This window comes from Nisaea denitrificans DSM 18348, from assembly GCF_000426505.1.
GTDB classification, from domain to species: Bacteria; Pseudomonadota; Alphaproteobacteria; order Thalassobaculales; family Thalassobaculaceae; genus Nisaea; species Nisaea denitrificans.
In genome coordinates this window covers 458,563-473,143 of the sequence record NZ_KE384531.1, presented here as the reverse complement: position 1 = coordinate 473,143, position 14,581 = coordinate 458,563, and the positions used below count along the sequence as shown (strand labels likewise).

The following is a 14,581-nucleotide window of genomic DNA, read 5'->3' as shown; positions in this document are numbered from 1 at the left end:
CCTGCGAGCCTTCCCATGCAGCTGATATTGAACGGCATCAATCATCGCTATGGCAGTATGCCGGTTCTGAGCGATATCGACCTCGAAATCCCCGCCGGTGAAATCGTCTGTATCGTAGGACCTTCCGGCTGCGGGAAATCGACCCTGTTGCGCCTGATCGGCGGCCTGGAACGCCCGGACGAAGGCGCGGTACTTGAGCATGGCGCCCCACCGGCCGACAGCCTCAACCCGCTGACCTATATATTCCAGGATTTCGCCCTGCTGCCCTGGCGCAGTGTCGCAGGAAACATCTCCCTCGCTCTCGAAGATCACGGGCTCGGCAAGGCAAAGACCGACGCCATCATCGATGACGTGCTGGCCCGCACCAAGCTCTCCGACTTCAAGACCGCTCTGCCCCGCCAGCTTTCCGGTGGCATGAAGCAGCGTGTGGCCATCGCCCGTGCCCTCGCCGTCCGCCCTGCGGTCCTGCTGATGGACGAGCCGCTCTCGGCTCTGGACAGTCAGACCCGCGAGCTGCTGATGGACGATCTCGTCGGCCTCTGGTCGAAGACGCCATTCACCGCTGTCTATGTCACCCACAACCTGAACGAAGCGGTCCGGCTCGGTCACAAGATCGTGGTGCTGTCCCGCCGCCCGGGACGTATCCGGGAGGTTGTCTCCATCGACATGCCGCTTGCCGAACGTGCCGACCGCGTGGGCGAGCTCGCTTCAAAGCAGGAACAGCTCTGGTCCCTGATCCGGGACGAAGCCGCTGCCGCCGACATGGAGCTGATCGATGCCTGAGAACCCCACTTCTCAACCCGTTCCGTTCCGGGGTGGCGGCTTCAACCCGCGCCCACGCGCTTTGATCGGTCTTGCCGTCATGGTGGTCCTGATCGCCGTCTGGGAGACCGGCTGCCGGACCGGCATCATTCATCCGCTTGTCCTGCCCGCCCCGAGCGAGGCTGCCACGGCCTTCATGGAACTGGTCGACAGCGGCTTGCTCTGGACGCATCTCGGCGCCTCGCTCTCGCGTCTGGTGATCGGCTGGACCGCGGGAACCATTCTCGGCATCACGGTTGGCTTCGCGATCGGGCTGTTCTCCCTCGCCCGGGCCGGAATGGTGCCGCTGGTGGCCGCGATCTTCCCGATACCGAAAATCGCGCTGCTGCCGCTCTTCATCATCTGGTTCGGCATCGGCGAGGGCTCGAAGGTCGCCACGATCCTGTTCGGCACTTTCTTCCCGACCGTGGTCGCGACCTATGGCGGGGTGGATAATGTCGACCGGGGCCTTATTCGCATGGGCCAGTCCTTCGGGCTGTCCTGGGTCTCCATCGTCCGCAAGATCATTCTGCCCGGCGCTTTGCCCGCAATCCTGCCGGGCTTCCGGATTTCCGCCGCCATCGCCATCGTGCTTCTGGTGGCGGCCGAGATGATCGGCGCGGAATTCGGTGTCGGGGCTTATATCCTGATGGCCGGCAGCCTGATGGCGATGGACCAGCTCATCGCCGGTGTCGCCATTCTCTCGACAATCGGCCTTACCGTGTCCTGGATCATCGGCCGGGCGGAAAAAGCGTTGCTGCGATGGCGGGTTTGAGCCGTCAGGGCGATACCGTTCCGTTCAGGCGCCAGTCGTAGCTGTCATCCGCGATCCGCGAAATCCCGGTCAACGCCCCGGCAAGTTCCCCCTGCGCATACGCTTTCAGATGCGCGATGACACCAGCGTCGTTCCCTCCGAAATCAACGTCGAACCAGTCGTAGATACTGGAGACATAAAGCTTCCCGTCTTCAATCCGGGCGCCACGCGGATGGTTGATGAAAGCGATTGCCGCTTCCTCCAGGAAAGCTTCCGCATTCTCCGCCGTCATGGCGCGCGTATGCAGGTTCGGGCAGCCGAGAGAAGCGCAGTTCACCGCATAGTGGATGCGCGGATCGCTCCAGATGGGGCGCAGGATGCGGTGCTCGATATCGTCGAGCGAGACCGCTTCGCCTTCCACCGTGACCAACTTCTTCCCCCACGGCCCGTCGGCGAAAAAACCGGGTGATATGTCGATGTCACGGATCGAGGCAACCGGGTAATGCTCAAGCACCACGCGAACGGTCAGCGCGTTGTAGAGATTGACCCAGAGCGGCAGTTGTTCGGCCTGTGAGAGGGATCGCACAGGCACCGCGGCGAGAGCATCGATATAACCGTCAAGCGCCTTCCGGTCCGCCGTCGTGACCTCGTCGTAGGCGACGCGGTTCACACCGTCGCTTCCGGGCCGGACATATTGTCCAAGAAACCGATCCCAACCCGCATGATCCATAGTGATAGCGCTGGCCGGATCATGCGCCGCCCAGACATCCCACAGCGCGGCTTTCGGCGCCGCGCCGGCCGGCATAATCCAGACAGCCACAACGACAAGCAGCGCAGCAACCCGCGTCAGAAAACTCATGTCCGCACACTCCGTTCAAGCATTCGCGTCAGCACCGCTGGATTCAGGAGACAATGTGCGTATGGTATTGCCTCGCGGCAATGTCCCGCGCCCTCATCCTTCTTCACGTCGCCGTAAGATGCCTGGCGCGAAGCACAAGAAACGACAGACTGAAAAGACCATCGCAATGGACCAGATCTCCCTTCGCGGCTCCGCCTATGAGCTCGGATACGGCCTTGGAAAACAAGCGGCAACAGCCATCGCCGAGGCATCCTTCGCCACACCGCAATTCCGGGCGCTTGAACCATGGCTCGGCTCGAAGCGTCTGAAAGGCCTCGAAGCCGCCGCCCGAAACGCCTTTCCGGAATATGTCCGGGAAATAGAAGGCATCGCGGACGGAGCGGCCCAGCCATTCGAGAGCGTCTTTCTCTGGAATTGCCGGGGCGACCTTCGGGATCTGGTGCGCAGCGACGAGGATGCCTGCACCAGTTTGATGCTGCCACCGGAAGGCGATCGTCCAGCGACCCTCGCCCACAACGAGGATGGTGCGCCGGAACTGGCGGGACAGGGTTTCATTGCCCATTTCGAGCCCGAGACCGGCCCCGCTTTCTCCGCTTACTGCTACCCGGGCATGCTGCCGGGTCACGCCTTTGGCTGGAACGCGGCGGGCATCGTCCAGACCATCAACAATATCCGCCCGCATGACCTGACCGTCGGCATCCCCCGGCATGTCATCACCCGCGCGGTGTTGTCCGCCACGACACTTGAGCAGGTGCTGGAAATCGTCGGACGCGACGACCGGGCCTCCGGTTTCCACCACAATTTCGCGGACGGCAGCGGACGGATGATTTCAGTCGAAGCCCCGGCAAGCGGGATGGTCGCTCTGGAAGTGACTGCGCCGCATGCTCACGCCAACCATCTGGTCCGCCCCGCTCTCGCGACGATCGACCAAACCGTCTCGGATTCCTCCCGGCAGCGGCAGACCCGCGCGGACGCAATGCTGCTCGCCGGAGAGCGCGATGCTCTGACAATCCTGTTCGACCGCACGGTCCAGGAATTCCCGATCCTGTGCCGCGGAGAGCATGATGCGAGCGACAGCTACACGCTCGCGACCTTCTCATGCACTTTCGGCGCGGCTGGCATGGAATGGGCGGTACATCACGGACCGGACCGCAATCCGGTGGCCTCCGGCACCGTCTCCTGACAAATAGCCACACTATGGAAAACCGGTAACCGCATGCGCCTCGACAAACCCATAGCTCTGCTCGCCGTCGCGGAAACCATTGTCTGGGCCGGTCTCTATTACATCTTCCCGGCCCTGCTTGTGCATTGGGAGGCCGATCTCGGCTGGTCGAAGACAGAGCTGACCGGCGCCTTCACCGCCTCCATCGCCATGAGCGCGCTCTGCTCTCCCATCGTTGGCAATCTGGTCGACCGGGGACATGGGGCTGCGGTTCTCAGCGGCGGAACGCTGATCGGCGGCATCCTGATCGCCCTGCTCTCCCTGGTCGACAGTCTGCCCGTCTTCTACGCCGTCTGGTGCGGGCTCGGCATGGCCATGTCCGCCTGCCTTTACGAGCCCTGCTTCATGCTGGTCACCCGGACCCGGGGCATCTCCGCGAAGCGCGGTATTACACTCATCACGCTGGCGGCCGGGTTTGCCGGCACCGTGTCCTTTCCAAGCGCGCATGCCCTTGTCGCTTACGCTGACTGGCACCTCGCGGTTCAGGTTGCGGGCGCCGCCGTCTGCCTTGTCGCACTGCCGCTGATGATCGCAGGGACGCGCGAGCTGGAACGCACCAGAACGACCCATGTGCCCCCGCCAGCAGCGAGCTCCGGCGCACACGCTGCCGTACAGCCGAAGAAATCAGCTTTCCTCGCCAACCCGACCTTCTGGCTCCTCGCCATCGGCTTCTCCCTGATGGCGATTTCCCATGGCGTGGTCATCAACCACCTGCTGCCACTGCTGAAGGAACGGGGTGTCGATGCCGCCATCGCCGTCGCGGCCGCATCAATGATCGGCCCGATGCAGGTGCTCGGCCGGGTGGTAATGATGGCGGTCGAGCGCTACATCTCGAACTTCGTTGCCATGTGTTACTGCTTCCTCGCCGTTTCCGTTGCCTGCGTTCTGCTGATCGGCGCCGGGTCCTGGCCGATCCTGCTTGTCGGGTTCGTCTTCCTGCAGGGCAGCGGCTACGGGCTGACGAGCATCATGAAACCGGTCGTCACCCGGGAGATCATGGGCGAGATGAATTTCGGGTCCATCGCCGGCGCCATGGCGCTGCCCTATCTCGCCTGTTTCGCCGCCGCACCGTTCCTCGGCTCACTGTTCTGGGAGATCGGCGGCTACGACTTCGCACTCGAAGTCGTCGTCGGCACCTCGATCATTGGGTTTTTCTGCTACCTGCGGGCGGCCATGCGGGCCGGGAAAACAGCGTAACCATAAGATAACGCTGACAGGACTTGACCTCTGCCGCAGGGGCGATAGAACCGACGGGACCATCCGCCGAACAGCCGGGAATGTGGCCATGGAGACCGGGACTGTGAGACCCTTGATCGGACCCTTTCCGGCTTGGCTGGTTCCAGCCGGACTCGCCGCTTTCGCCTCATCCATGCTCGGTGGCGCGTTTGCCTTCCAGTATGTCGGCGGCCTCGCCCCCTGCGTCCTCTGCCTCTATCAGCGCTATCCGCACGCGGCCGCTATCGTTCTCGGCCTTCTGGCCCTCGCTTTCGTTAACCGCATCCCAAAAGTCTCACAGTGGCTCTGCGTACTGGGAGGCCTGGCCCTGCTCACAAGCGCCGGGATCGGATTTTTCCATGTCGGTGTCGAGTATCTCTGGTGGGAAGGCACAGCCGAATGCGGCGCGACCTCAATGCCGGACAGTCTGGAAGCGTTGAAGGCGCAGCTCATGAACCAGCCGATCGTCCGCTGCACGGACATTGCCTGGGAAATGTTCGGCATTTCGATGGCCGGGTACAACTTCCTGCTTTCCGCCATCGCTGGCTGCGTTGCCATCTTACTCAGCCTGCCGCGCCGGACCTGATCATGAAAACTGGTGCAAGCGTTCCAACGGCAGAACGCACATCCTGGTTCGACATTCTGATTATTTTCCTGAAGCTTGGCTGCACCAGCTTCGGCGGGCCGGTCGCCCATATCGGCTATTTCCGTACCGAGTTCGTCGAACGCCGCAAATGGTTCGATGACGGGGCCTATTCGGAGTTGGTGGCGCTCTGCCAGTTTCTGCCCGGCCCTGCCAGCAGTCAGGTCGGTTTCGCAATTGGCCTGCTGCGCGGCGGTGTCCCCGGTGCGCTGGCCGCCTGGATCGGCTTTACCCTGCCGTCGGCCGCTCTGCTGATTGCTTTCGCCTATGGCGTCACTGTCGCGGGTGGAGCGGAAGGCCAGGGCTGGCTGCACGGTTTGAAACTGGTTGCCGTCGCCGTGGTGGCGCAGGCCGCATTGCAGATGGGACGCTCGCTCTGCCCCGATGCACCCCGCGCGACCCTCGCCGTCTGTGCCGCCGCCTTCATGCTCATGGCGGCCCCGGCCTATGGCCAGTTGCTTGTGATCCTTGTCGGCGCCATTGCCGGGTTGCTGTTGCCAAAATCCGGTGATGGCCCGCCGGCCGGGACCGCCATGAAACCGGGGATCGGCACGAAGACCGCGTTGACGCTGTTCGCAATATTCGCCGCACTGCTTGTCGGTCTGCCGTTACTGGCCGCACAATCAGGACATCCGCTGCTCCAGCTCACAGACATTTTCTACCGGGTCGGCGCGCTTGTTTTCGGTGGCGGCCATATCGTCCTGCCGATGCTGCAGGCCGAAATCGTACCGCCGGGCATTATCGGCAACGATGCATTTCTGGCAGGCTATGGCATGGCGCAGGCTGTGCCGGGGCCGCTCTTCACCTTTGCCGCCTATCTCGGCGCCGTTATCGCCCCGCCCGGCAGCGAGATCGCCTATGCCGGAGCTGCGCTGCTCGCAATCTTCTTCTCCAGCTTCCTGCTGGTCCCCGCCGCCCTTCCCTTCTGGGCAAAACTGAGAGGCAACAGCAAGGCGCATGCGGCCCTGCGCGGCGTCAATGCCGCTGTTGTCGGCCTGATCCTGGCGGCGCTTTACGATCCGATTTTCACCGGTGCCGTTACATCGCCGGCAGACTTCGCACTCGTCGCGGCAGCCTATCTCGCGCTGACGGGCTGGAAACTGCCGCCGTGGCTGGTTGTGCTGCTCGGTGCGCTTGTGGGGTGGGGTTTGGGCGATCTTGCAGGCTGGCTCGGCTAGATCCCGGACCGACGATCAGAAACCCGGGCGGTTTTCGAACTCGTCCTGATCCAGCTCGCTATCCCAATAGAGATAATCGCGCCAGCTTTCATGCAGATAGTTTGGCGGGAAGGCCCGGCCGTTTTCCTGTAGCAAATAAGTCGACGGCTGCACCGGCTTCACGATCGGCATATAGCCGCGCGGCGTCGGCATCTTGTTGCCCTTGTGCAGATTACAGGCACCGCAGGCCGTCACGACGTTTTCCCAACTGGTCCTACCGCCGCGAGAACGCGGGATCACGTGATCGAAGGTCAGTTCCTGGGTCGGGAACCTTGTGTCGCAATACTGGCAGCTGAACCGGTCCCGCAAGAACACATTGAACCGGGTGAAGGCCGGGCGCCTGGACTGGGGAACGAACTCCTTCAGCGCTATCACGCTCGGCAGCTTCATCTCGAAGCTCGGCGAGCGCACCACGTGATCGTACTCGGAGAGGATATTAACCCGGTCCAGGAACACCGCCTTGACGACGTCCTGCCAGGACCAGAGAGACAGAGGGAAGTAGCTGAGCGGTCTGAAATCAGCGTTCAGGACAAGGGCCGGAGAGGGATGAGCAGCTGATAGGGCGTTCACGCGTTTCTCTCCGTCCTGCCGAGGGATTACCGACTAGGAAACTGACGGGGGCGCGCCAAGCCCGGCCACAATATGTTGTGGGGTATAACGATGTTCATTTCTCGTCGACCTCAGTTTCCAACGTCTTGTGCTTCAAGAGCACCCGCTTGATATCAATATATTGTTACGGTTTTTCGAACTTGTCACCGGCGAATTTTCCGGCCTCTTCCCGGATCGCGGGAAAGCCTTGTCGCCTGTCGTTATTGAGGTAGTACCCGCTGCAGGAAGGCAAGTCCCCGGGCAAGCCCTTCCTCGTCGATGCCATGGCCGAGACCGGGCCGGGAGAGCGATTCGACCTCGATACCGACCGCCTGCAATGCCGCCTCCGCGGCCGGCATTGCCGCATGCGGTACAATCTCATCGGCCAATCCGTGGATCAGCGAGACAGGCGGCTTTCCAACACCTTCGTCAGCCAGCAACCCACCTGCGACAAGAGCACCGGAATAGCCGACCACACCGGCGGGTGCCTGTTTCAGGCGGGGTGCCAGGTGCAGGGACATCATGGTTCCCTGGGAAAACCCGACCAGCGCCAGACGGTCCCAACCGAGCCCGGTCCGGGCCAGCTCACCGGCCAGGAAATTCTCCAGGATCGGTGCGGCCTGCCGCACGCCTTCAAGCATCACCTCTTCCGTCCGCACCTGCAGACTGAACCATTGCCGGCCGAACGGTGCCATGTCGCAGGGGTACGGTGCGTTCGGCGAGACGAACTCGACATGCGGCAAATGCAGCGCCCAGACCGGCGCGAGGCCGATCAGGTCGTTACCGTCGGCGCCAAGTCCATGCAACAACACCACCAGTGCCGTCGGGGCCTCTCCGCTCGCAGCCACCATACGCGGCCCATCAAGTTCGGTCATCTCAGTCTCCCATGCTCCGTCGCGGGAGACCGGTTTCGCTCCCTCACCTGCTACGCTACCTATATCAGGAATGGCTCCTCGCCAAGTTTTGGAGACACACTCTGTCCGTTCCATCCATTTCGCCATCGCCGACGGGAACTGTCACCCGTTTCGCGCCCTCTCCGACAGGCGACCTGCATCTGGGTCATGCCTATTCGGCCCTGTTCGCGGCGGATCTCGCTGCACGCGAAGGCGGCACCTTCCTTTTGCGGATCGAGGACATAGACATCACCCGTTGCCGTCCGGAACATGAAGCGGCAAACCTCGAGGATCTCCGCTGGCTCGGCCTGTCCTGGCCGGAGCCGGTGCGCCGCCAGTCAGAACATTTCGGGTTTTACCAGACGGCCCTCGACCGATTGGAAGAGATGGGGCTGCTCTATCGTTGCTTTCTGTCACGACGCGAGTTGAACGAGACGCTCTCGGCGCCGCACGGCGCTCCGACGGAGGCTCCCACGGACACCGACAAGCTGCTCACCGAAGCCGAACGCCAGCGGCGCTTCGAGGCGGGTGCGCCCTTCGCTCTTCGCTTGCGGATGGCGCATGCGCTTGAACGGACTGGCCCGCTCGTCTGGACGGACAGGAAGCGGGGCGTGCAACAGGCCCGCCCGGAAATGTTCGGCGATGTGGTGCTTGCCCGCCGGGATATTCCGACGAGCTATCATCTCGCGGTGACGCTGGACGACGCGCTGCAGGGCATCACGCTGGTCACCCGGGCCGAGGATCTGCTGGACGCGACCCACATTCACCGGCTGCTGCAGGCCCTGCTCGACCTGCCCACACCCGACTACCAGCATCACGGGTTACTGCGGGACGAAGACGGCAAACGGCTCGCCAAGCGGCACCAGTCCATCGCCATACGGGATTTGCGTGCCGCAGGGCACAGCCCCGGGGAAGTGTGCGCAATGGCCCGGAACCAGGGCTCGGACTGACGCCCGTTCGGAACCTCCGAATGGTTGAATAGGCCCCTTGTCGCAGGCCGGCACCGTGAGATTAAATTGCAGTAACGCAAAAAAACAATCACACGGGAGGAAGAGATGGCTCAGTCCAGACTGGCGGAGCAGACGCTCGACATCAGACCGATCGCCGGCGCCATGGGTGCGGAAATTCATGGCGTGGATGCATCTCGGGAGCTTGATGAGGTCACCGTCGCAGCCGTCCGCAAGGCCCTGCTCGATCACCTGGTGATTTTCCTTCCGGCCCAGACATTGAGCCCGGAACAGCAACTCCGCTTCGCCCGCCGCTTCGGAGAGCCATTGATCTATCCCTTCGCGAAAGGCCTGGACGATTTCCCAGAGATCACACCGATCCTGAAAAAAGAAGACGATCAGTTCAATTTCGGCGGGGTCTGGCACTCGGACACGGTCTACCAGGAGAACCCGCCGATGGGCACGATGCTCTATGCGCGGGAACTTCCGCCCTTCGGCGGCGATACCCTCTTCGCCAACCAGTATCTGGCCTATGAAACCTTGTCCGACGGCATGAAAGCGCTGCTCGCCCCTTTGAAAGCCATCAACATTTCAGGCAAACGCAAGGTGCAAAGAACGCGAACGCACATGATGGACCGCGCCTCGGCAGGACTGACGGGAGACGAGTTCGAATCATGTCATCCGGTGATCCGGACGCACCCCGAGACCGGGCGAAAAGCACTCTATGTAAATGTCGCCCATACGGTCCGGTTCGAGGGCATGACCGAAGAGGAAAGCGCTCCCATTCTGGAGTTCCTGTTCGAGCACCAGATCCAGCCCGAATTCACCTGCCGGTTCCGCTGGTCGGAGGGCGCTGTCGCCTTCTGGGACAACCGTGCGGCGATGCACTATCCAGTGAACGATTATCATGGATATAGGCGTCTTATGCACCGGATCACACTCGCTGGCGACCGTCCGTTCCAATAAAGCAATAGCTTAGGTAATTGCCACCCCAAACTAGATAAAATTTCACTAAACCCACCACTAAATCATGTAGCGCCGCCAACCAATTACACTTAGTCTTGTGATGTGGCGGCGAAGAATTAGCTGTCGGTACCATGCTCAAAATGGGGGAGGGCATGGCCGATTTTGTTCAGATAAATCATCCGGGAACGACCACATTGCCTCATCCGACCCTCCGGGGCCTAGGAGACTTGGAAAAGGACTCAGAACAGCCGTTCGCCGGCTATGTGGGCGGCGTGAGCCAAACCGATCTGCCGATTCCGATCGACGCAGTGCCGGATCCCCTTGTCGTTTTCGATGCCGAGGGCATCATTCGCGGCGCGAACCGGCTATTGAGCCAACTACTCGATTACAACGCGTCCGAGCTTATCGGCCAGCCGGTGGAAATTCTCTATCCCGATGCGGATCGTTCCGCGCACCGCTCGGTACGTCAGACCTTTCTGTCCCAGGCGGCAGAGCCGGCGCAGACAATGCGGCGAGAGGTTTTTGCCCGCAAGCGCAACGGCGCGCTGATTCCGATCGAACTGTCGATGATGCTGGTGCCGACGACGGTTGGCGTCATGTTCACGGCAAGCATGCGGGACGGATCCCGCCATGTCGAAATCGAGAAGGCCCTGACCGAAGCGGCGGACGAGGCTGATGCCGCCAACGTCGCCAAGAGCCGGTTCCTCGGCACCATGAGCCATGAGTTGCGCACGCCACTGAACGCGATCATCGGTTTTTCCGAGATGATCCAGCATGAAACGCTGGGCCCGCTGCCACATGAGAAATATGCGGACTATGTCCAGACCATCGGCGTTTCCGCACGCCACCTGCTTGACCTGATCAACGAGTTGATCGATCTGTCGCTGATCGAGGACAACAGCCTCCGTCTCAAGCTCGAGCCCTCGGACATCAAGGAAATTCTGGAAGAGTGCCAGGCGGTCATAGAACCGAAGTCCCGCTCGCAAAGCCTTAAAATGCGACTCCTTCTGCCACAAGGGCCGGTCGCGCATCCGGTCGATCCGCAACGGTTGCGGCAAGTGGTGCTTAACCTTCTCAGTAACGCTATCAAGTTCACGGATTCCGGCGGCACCATCAGCCTTGCCCTGAGCAAGGACTCCACCGGCATGAAGGTGCAGGTTTCCGATACCGGCACGGGTATCGCACCATCGGTTCTGGAGAACATATTCGATCTCTATGTTCGCTCGGAGACCGACCGCAACGTCACCGCCGGCGGGCTCGGCATCGGGCTTCATGTCTCGAAACGGCTGACGGAAGCCATGGGCGGCTCCATCAACATCACAAGCACCCTCGGAGAAGGCACCGCGGTCACCCTCTCCTTCCCGCCGAAAGCCGCCATTCCAGCGAACGAGCGTTAACTAGTTCATGACAAGCCTCCGCATCCCTGCCTGTTTCATTCGAGGTGGCTCCAGCAAGGGGGTGTTCTTCTCACTGGAAGATCTGCCGCCGGACCGATCCTTCTGGGATCCCCTGTTTCTGTCCGTCATCGGCAGCCCCGATCCCTATGGGCGCCAGCTCAACGGCATGGGCGGCGGGGTTTCGTCCGTGTCGAAAGTAGCCGTGATCTCGCCAAGCGATCGGGACGATGCCGATCTCGATTTTACCTTCGGACAGGTGGCCGTTGGCAATCCGCTGGTGGATTACAGCTCGAACTGTGGAAACCTGTCTTCCGCCGTCGGGCCCTTCGCGCTGGAACGCGGCCTGATCCGGCTCGCCGACGGCCAGCGCTCCGTCCGTGTCTACAACACCAACACCGACAAGATCCTGATTGCCCATTTCGCCGTCGAGGACGGTCTTGCGACCGAAACCGGCGCTTTCGCCATCCCCGGTGTCGCCGGCACAGGCGCCCCGATCCGGCTCGAATTCCTCGATCCCGCAGGCGCTGGAACCGGCAGCCTGCTTCCGACCGGCAACCTGACGGACCAAATCAGGACCAACGACGGCCGGAGTTTCGATGCGACGCTGATGGATGTCGGAAACCCGTCAGTCTTCATCGACGCAGCAGCTGTCGGCCGCACCGCGAATGAGTCCATCGCGGAACTCGAAGCCGACCGGGCGCTGATGGACCTGCTTGATGAATTAAGGCGCAAGGCTGCCGTCATGATGGGGCTGGCCGAGGACGAAGCATCCGCGCCCGCCGCCGTTCCCAAGATCGCCATCGTCGGCGCGCCGCAAGCTGCCCGCGACCTCGCCGGTAACATGATCGATCCGGAGATGGCCGACCTGGCCGTCCGGATGCTGTCCATGGAGAATGTCCACCGGGTTTTGCCCCTGACCGGCGCCATGTGCACCGGCGTCGCCTGCCGATTGTCCGGTACCGTTCCCGCGGCACTGACGAAGATACCGGACGGGGATGTTCGCCTCGCCAATCCATCGGGCATCCTGCCGGTCGGCGCGGACGTGACCGCGAATGACGGCCCCTCGGTCCGCTCCGTCACGGTCGTGCGCACGGCACGCCTGCTGATGAACGGTGAGGTAGCTGTACCGATCTAGCCCCAACCGTTAGCGGTTCAGTGCAATCAGGATCACAGAGCCACAGACCACCAGCACCGCAGCAGCAATCCGCAGCGTCAGAACTTCGCGCCGGAAGACGATCAGGCTCAGCATCATGCTGAAGATCGGCGAAGCGGCAATGATCGGCACCACCGTCACGACTTTACCAATCAGCAGCGCTTGGTTGAGGCAGACAACCGCGCTTCCGAAGGTCAGCCCCGCCAGCGCAAACCAGCGCGGGCCCGACGCGTTCCAGGTGAAAGGCACATCGGCCTTCTTCACGAACCGGGCCCCCGTTGCGACAACCGCCGAAACGGTAAAGCCGACGACCGTGGCGAAATAGGGATCGGGAATGAATTCCATACCCACCTTGGAAAGCACATGCGCGGCCGAACGGATCGCCGCGGCGGCGACCGGGAACAACAGCGCCCAGACCGGCCAGGAAACCTCCGTCATTTTACCCCGGCGGGACAGCATGACGACGGCCACAACGATGCCAACCGTGCCAAGCGCAGTTTGCCAGGTCAGCACCTCACCAAGAACGAGAATACCGAGGGCGAGACCGAACAACGGTGATGTCGACGACAGGGTGGATGACAGGGTCGGGCCGAGATAGCGGATCCCGACGACCGAAAAGTTCGCGGAAAGTGCCGGCCGGAAGATGCCGACAGCCATGAAAATCAGTACCGCCGGATGCGCCCATGCAGACCAGTCCATGAAGAACGGCGCGGCGCACCAGCACATCAAGGCTGAGGTGCTGATCGAAATCGCGGTGCCGGTCCGGGAGTCGACCGTTTTCACGCCAAGATTCTGCAACTGCCCGCCGATGGCAAACAGGAACGCCGCGAACAGCGCGAGAAGTAGAGGCGTGTATTCAGACATCCGGAAAGCCCGCTGCAAAGGATTGGCAACGGGTCTGGTATTCCGTGCCTGAACACTGATTCTGCTAGAAACTCCCCCTCGTCGGTAGCCCTATTCCACGCACTGATCTATGCTAGATCGCGGCGCCAATGCTGAGCTGTCAGGGACTGGCCATAGACCTGTTCGTCTTCTTCTGCATAAAGCGTGAACCCGGCCACCTCATAGACCCGGCGGGCTGCGGTCAGCATGCTGTAGGTCGAGAGCACCATCTCCCGATAACCGCGCGAACGGGCAAAGTCGATACAGGCTCCGACAAGCTTGTGCCCGAGTCCCAGCCCGCGTGCGGCCGGCTCGACATAGACGATCCTGAGACGCGCCGTTTCCGGCCCGTCGCGCACCACAGCCGCTGATCCGGCGACCCGATCATCCACCTCTGCGATCCAGAGACAATCATCGTCCGGATTGTAGCGCTCGAGAAACTCGCGTCCGATTTTCAGCAGCGTCAGCTCAAAACCGCCGTCCCAACCGTATTCCTGCTCATAAAGCATGGCTTGCCGGGCAAGCGCCCAGGACAGCTCGCCGACCCGATGCGGCCGGATCACCGGCACCGGGTTTCCGACGGCACTCTCACCACCGAGCAAGTGCTCAGCCTTGCGCAAGGTGGAGACCAGATCTCGTCGCGCGTCCTGCCCCAGCGGCGCCAGCACAGCGGAAACCTCCGCACGCGATTTTGCCTGAAGTGCTTCAAGAGCGCTGCTTCCGACCTCGGTCAGCGCAAGGACATGGCGCCGCCGGTCCATATCGGATACCGACCGGGTGAGGATACCGCGACGCTTCAGGCCATTCAGAAGGCGGCTGAGATACCCCGGATCGAGCCCCAACATATCCGCCAGATCGCGGGCACTCATCCCGTCGCAATGGCCAAGCTCGAAAATCACACGGGCTTCCGGCAGCGAGAATTCGCTCTCCAGCAGACGGTCCGCCAGGACATTGATCCTGCCGGTATAAAAACGGGAAAAGTGGCGGACAGCCTCCACCGGGTCATGCGTATCAGTCACCATGTTCCTCCCTGATGAGGGAACA

15 protein-coding genes are annotated in these 14,581 nt (G+C 62.0%); 10 read left to right on the top strand and 5 right to left on the bottom strand.

The window, feature by feature from the left end:
* Positions 1 to 15 precede the first annotated feature (15 nt).
* On the top strand, positions 16 to 783 hold the full coding sequence (locus K328_RS0119185; RefSeq protein WP_028467357.1) for an ABC transporter ATP-binding protein: 768 nt from the start codon (positions 16 to 18) through the stop codon (positions 781 to 783).
* Positions 776 to 1,576 (top strand): ABC transporter permease, encoded by an 801-nt coding sequence (locus K328_RS0119180; protein WP_028467356.1) that lies wholly within the window; start codon positions 776 to 778, stop codon positions 1,574 to 1,576. The genes K328_RS0119185 and K328_RS0119180 overlap by 8 nt, the downstream gene beginning before the upstream one ends.
* A gap of 4 nt (positions 1,577 to 1,580) precedes the next feature.
* Here K328_RS0119180 and K328_RS0119175 read toward each other — a convergent pair whose 3' ends face one another.
* On the bottom strand, positions 1,581 to 2,414 hold the full coding sequence (locus tag K328_RS0119175) for a DUF547 domain-containing protein (protein ID WP_028467355.1): 834 nt from the start codon (positions 2,412 to 2,414) through the stop codon (positions 1,581 to 1,583).
* A 166-nt stretch (positions 2,415 to 2,580) separates the two neighbouring features.
* Here K328_RS0119175 and K328_RS0119170 point away from each other — a divergent pair, with 166 nt between their 5' ends.
* The 4 genes from K328_RS0119170 to chrA all read left to right on the top strand — a co-directional run bounded on the left by K328_RS0119170 (position 2,581) and on the right by chrA (position 6,672).
* Positions 2,581 to 3,597, top strand: a complete 1,017-nt coding sequence (locus K328_RS0119170; protein WP_036554934.1) for a C45 family autoproteolytic acyltransferase/hydrolase — start codon at positions 2,581 to 2,583, stop codon at positions 3,595 to 3,597.
* Between the two features lie 33 nt (positions 3,598 to 3,630).
* Positions 3,631 to 4,833 carry an MFS transporter gene (locus tag K328_RS24960; protein WP_051285170.1) on the top strand — a complete coding sequence of 401 codons (1,203 nt, stop codon included), beginning with the start codon at positions 3,631 to 3,633 and terminating at the stop codon, positions 4,831 to 4,833.
* Positions 4,834 to 4,936: 103 nt separating this feature from the next.
* A complete protein-coding gene (locus K328_RS0119160) occupies positions 4,937 to 5,437 on the top strand; it encodes a disulfide bond formation protein B (RefSeq protein WP_245577595.1) in 501 nt (166 codons plus the stop codon).
* A gap of 2 nt (positions 5,438 to 5,439) precedes the next feature.
* A complete protein-coding gene (chrA, locus tag K328_RS0119155) occupies positions 5,440 to 6,672 on the top strand; it encodes a chromate efflux transporter (RefSeq protein WP_028467352.1) in 1,233 nt (410 codons plus the stop codon).
* A gap of 15 nt (positions 6,673 to 6,687) precedes the next feature.
* On the opposite strand, the gene K328_RS0119150 is transcribed toward chrA, so the two are convergent.
* A complete protein-coding gene (locus K328_RS0119150; protein ID WP_028467351.1) occupies positions 6,688 to 7,281 on the bottom strand; it encodes an HNH endonuclease in 594 nt (197 codons plus the stop codon).
* A 239-nt stretch (positions 7,282 to 7,520) separates the two neighbouring features.
* Positions 7,521 to 8,174, bottom strand: coding sequence for an alpha/beta hydrolase (locus K328_RS0119145; RefSeq protein ID WP_028467350.1), 654 nt, complete (start codon positions 8,172 to 8,174; stop codon positions 7,521 to 7,523).
* Positions 8,175 to 8,185: 11 nt separating this feature from the next.
* On the opposite strand from K328_RS0119145, the gene gluQRS reads away from it, so the two are divergent.
* The 4 genes from gluQRS to K328_RS0119125 all read left to right on the top strand — a co-directional run bounded on the left by gluQRS (position 8,186) and on the right by K328_RS0119125 (position 12,637).
* Positions 8,186 to 9,142, top strand: a complete 957-nt coding sequence (gluQRS, locus tag K328_RS0119140; protein ID WP_084608413.1) for a tRNA glutamyl-Q(34) synthetase GluQRS — start codon at positions 8,186 to 8,188, stop codon at positions 9,140 to 9,142.
* Positions 9,143 to 9,247: 105 nt separating this feature from the next.
* Positions 9,248 to 10,105, top strand: coding sequence for a TauD/TfdA dioxygenase family protein (locus tag K328_RS0119135; RefSeq protein WP_036554932.1), 858 nt, complete (start codon positions 9,248 to 9,250; stop codon positions 10,103 to 10,105).
* A 227-nt stretch (positions 10,106 to 10,332) separates the two neighbouring features.
* Positions 10,333 to 11,502, top strand: a complete 1,170-nt coding sequence (locus K328_RS0119130) for a sensor histidine kinase (RefSeq protein ID WP_169721239.1) — start codon at positions 10,333 to 10,335, stop codon at positions 11,500 to 11,502.
* 7 nt (positions 11,503 to 11,509) lie between these two features.
* Positions 11,510 to 12,637: a 2-methylaconitate cis-trans isomerase PrpF family protein gene (locus tag K328_RS0119125; RefSeq protein ID WP_028467346.1), complete on the top strand. Its 1,128-nt coding sequence runs from the start codon at positions 11,510 to 11,512 to the stop codon at positions 12,635 to 12,637.
* Positions 12,638 to 12,646: 9 nt separating this feature from the next.
* On the opposite strand, the gene K328_RS0119120 is transcribed toward K328_RS0119125, so the two are convergent.
* Both K328_RS0119120 and K328_RS0119115 read right to left on the bottom strand, forming a co-directional pair.
* Positions 12,647 to 13,519, bottom strand: coding sequence for a DMT family transporter (locus K328_RS0119120; RefSeq protein WP_156901492.1), 873 nt, complete (start codon positions 13,517 to 13,519; stop codon positions 12,647 to 12,649).
* Between the two features lie 107 nt (positions 13,520 to 13,626).
* Positions 13,627 to 14,556, bottom strand: coding sequence for a bifunctional helix-turn-helix transcriptional regulator/GNAT family N-acetyltransferase (locus tag K328_RS0119115; protein WP_028467344.1), 930 nt, complete (start codon positions 14,554 to 14,556; stop codon positions 13,627 to 13,629).
* Positions 14,557 to 14,581 lie beyond the last annotated feature (25 nt).

Excerpts from the sequence above, each read along its gene's own strand:
- K328_RS0119185 (WP_028467357.1), top strand. The coding sequence starts at position 16 with ATGCAGCTGATATTGAACGGCATCAATCATCGCTATGGCAGTATGCCG.
- K328_RS0119180 (WP_028467356.1), top strand. The coding sequence starts at position 776 with ATGCCTGAGAACCCCACTTCTCAACCCGTTCCGTTCCGGGGTGGCGGC.
- K328_RS0119175 (WP_028467355.1), bottom strand. The coding sequence starts at position 2,414 with ATGAGTTTTCTGACGCGGGTTGCTGCGCTGCTTGTCGTTGTGGCTGTC.
- K328_RS0119170 (WP_036554934.1), top strand. The coding sequence starts at position 2,581 with ATGGACCAGATCTCCCTTCGCGGCTCCGCCTATGAGCTCGGATACGGC.
- K328_RS24960 (WP_051285170.1), top strand. The coding sequence starts at position 3,631 with ATGCGCCTCGACAAACCCATAGCTCTGCTCGCCGTCGCGGAAACCATT.
- chrA (WP_028467352.1), top strand. The coding sequence starts at position 5,440 with ATGAAAACTGGTGCAAGCGTTCCAACGGCAGAACGCACATCCTGGTTC.
- K328_RS0119145 (WP_028467350.1), bottom strand. The coding sequence starts at position 8,174 with ATGACCGAACTTGATGGGCCGCGTATGGTGGCTGCGAGCGGAGAGGCC.
- gluQRS (WP_084608413.1), top strand. The coding sequence starts at position 8,186 with ATGCTCCGTCGCGGGAGACCGGTTTCGCTCCCTCACCTGCTACGCTAC.
- K328_RS0119135 (WP_036554932.1), top strand. The coding sequence starts at position 9,248 with ATGGCTCAGTCCAGACTGGCGGAGCAGACGCTCGACATCAGACCGATC.
- K328_RS0119125 (WP_028467346.1), top strand. The coding sequence starts at position 11,510 with ATGACAAGCCTCCGCATCCCTGCCTGTTTCATTCGAGGTGGCTCCAGC.
- K328_RS0119120 (WP_156901492.1), bottom strand. The coding sequence starts at position 13,519 with ATGTCTGAATACACGCCTCTACTTCTCGCGCTGTTCGCGGCGTTCCTG.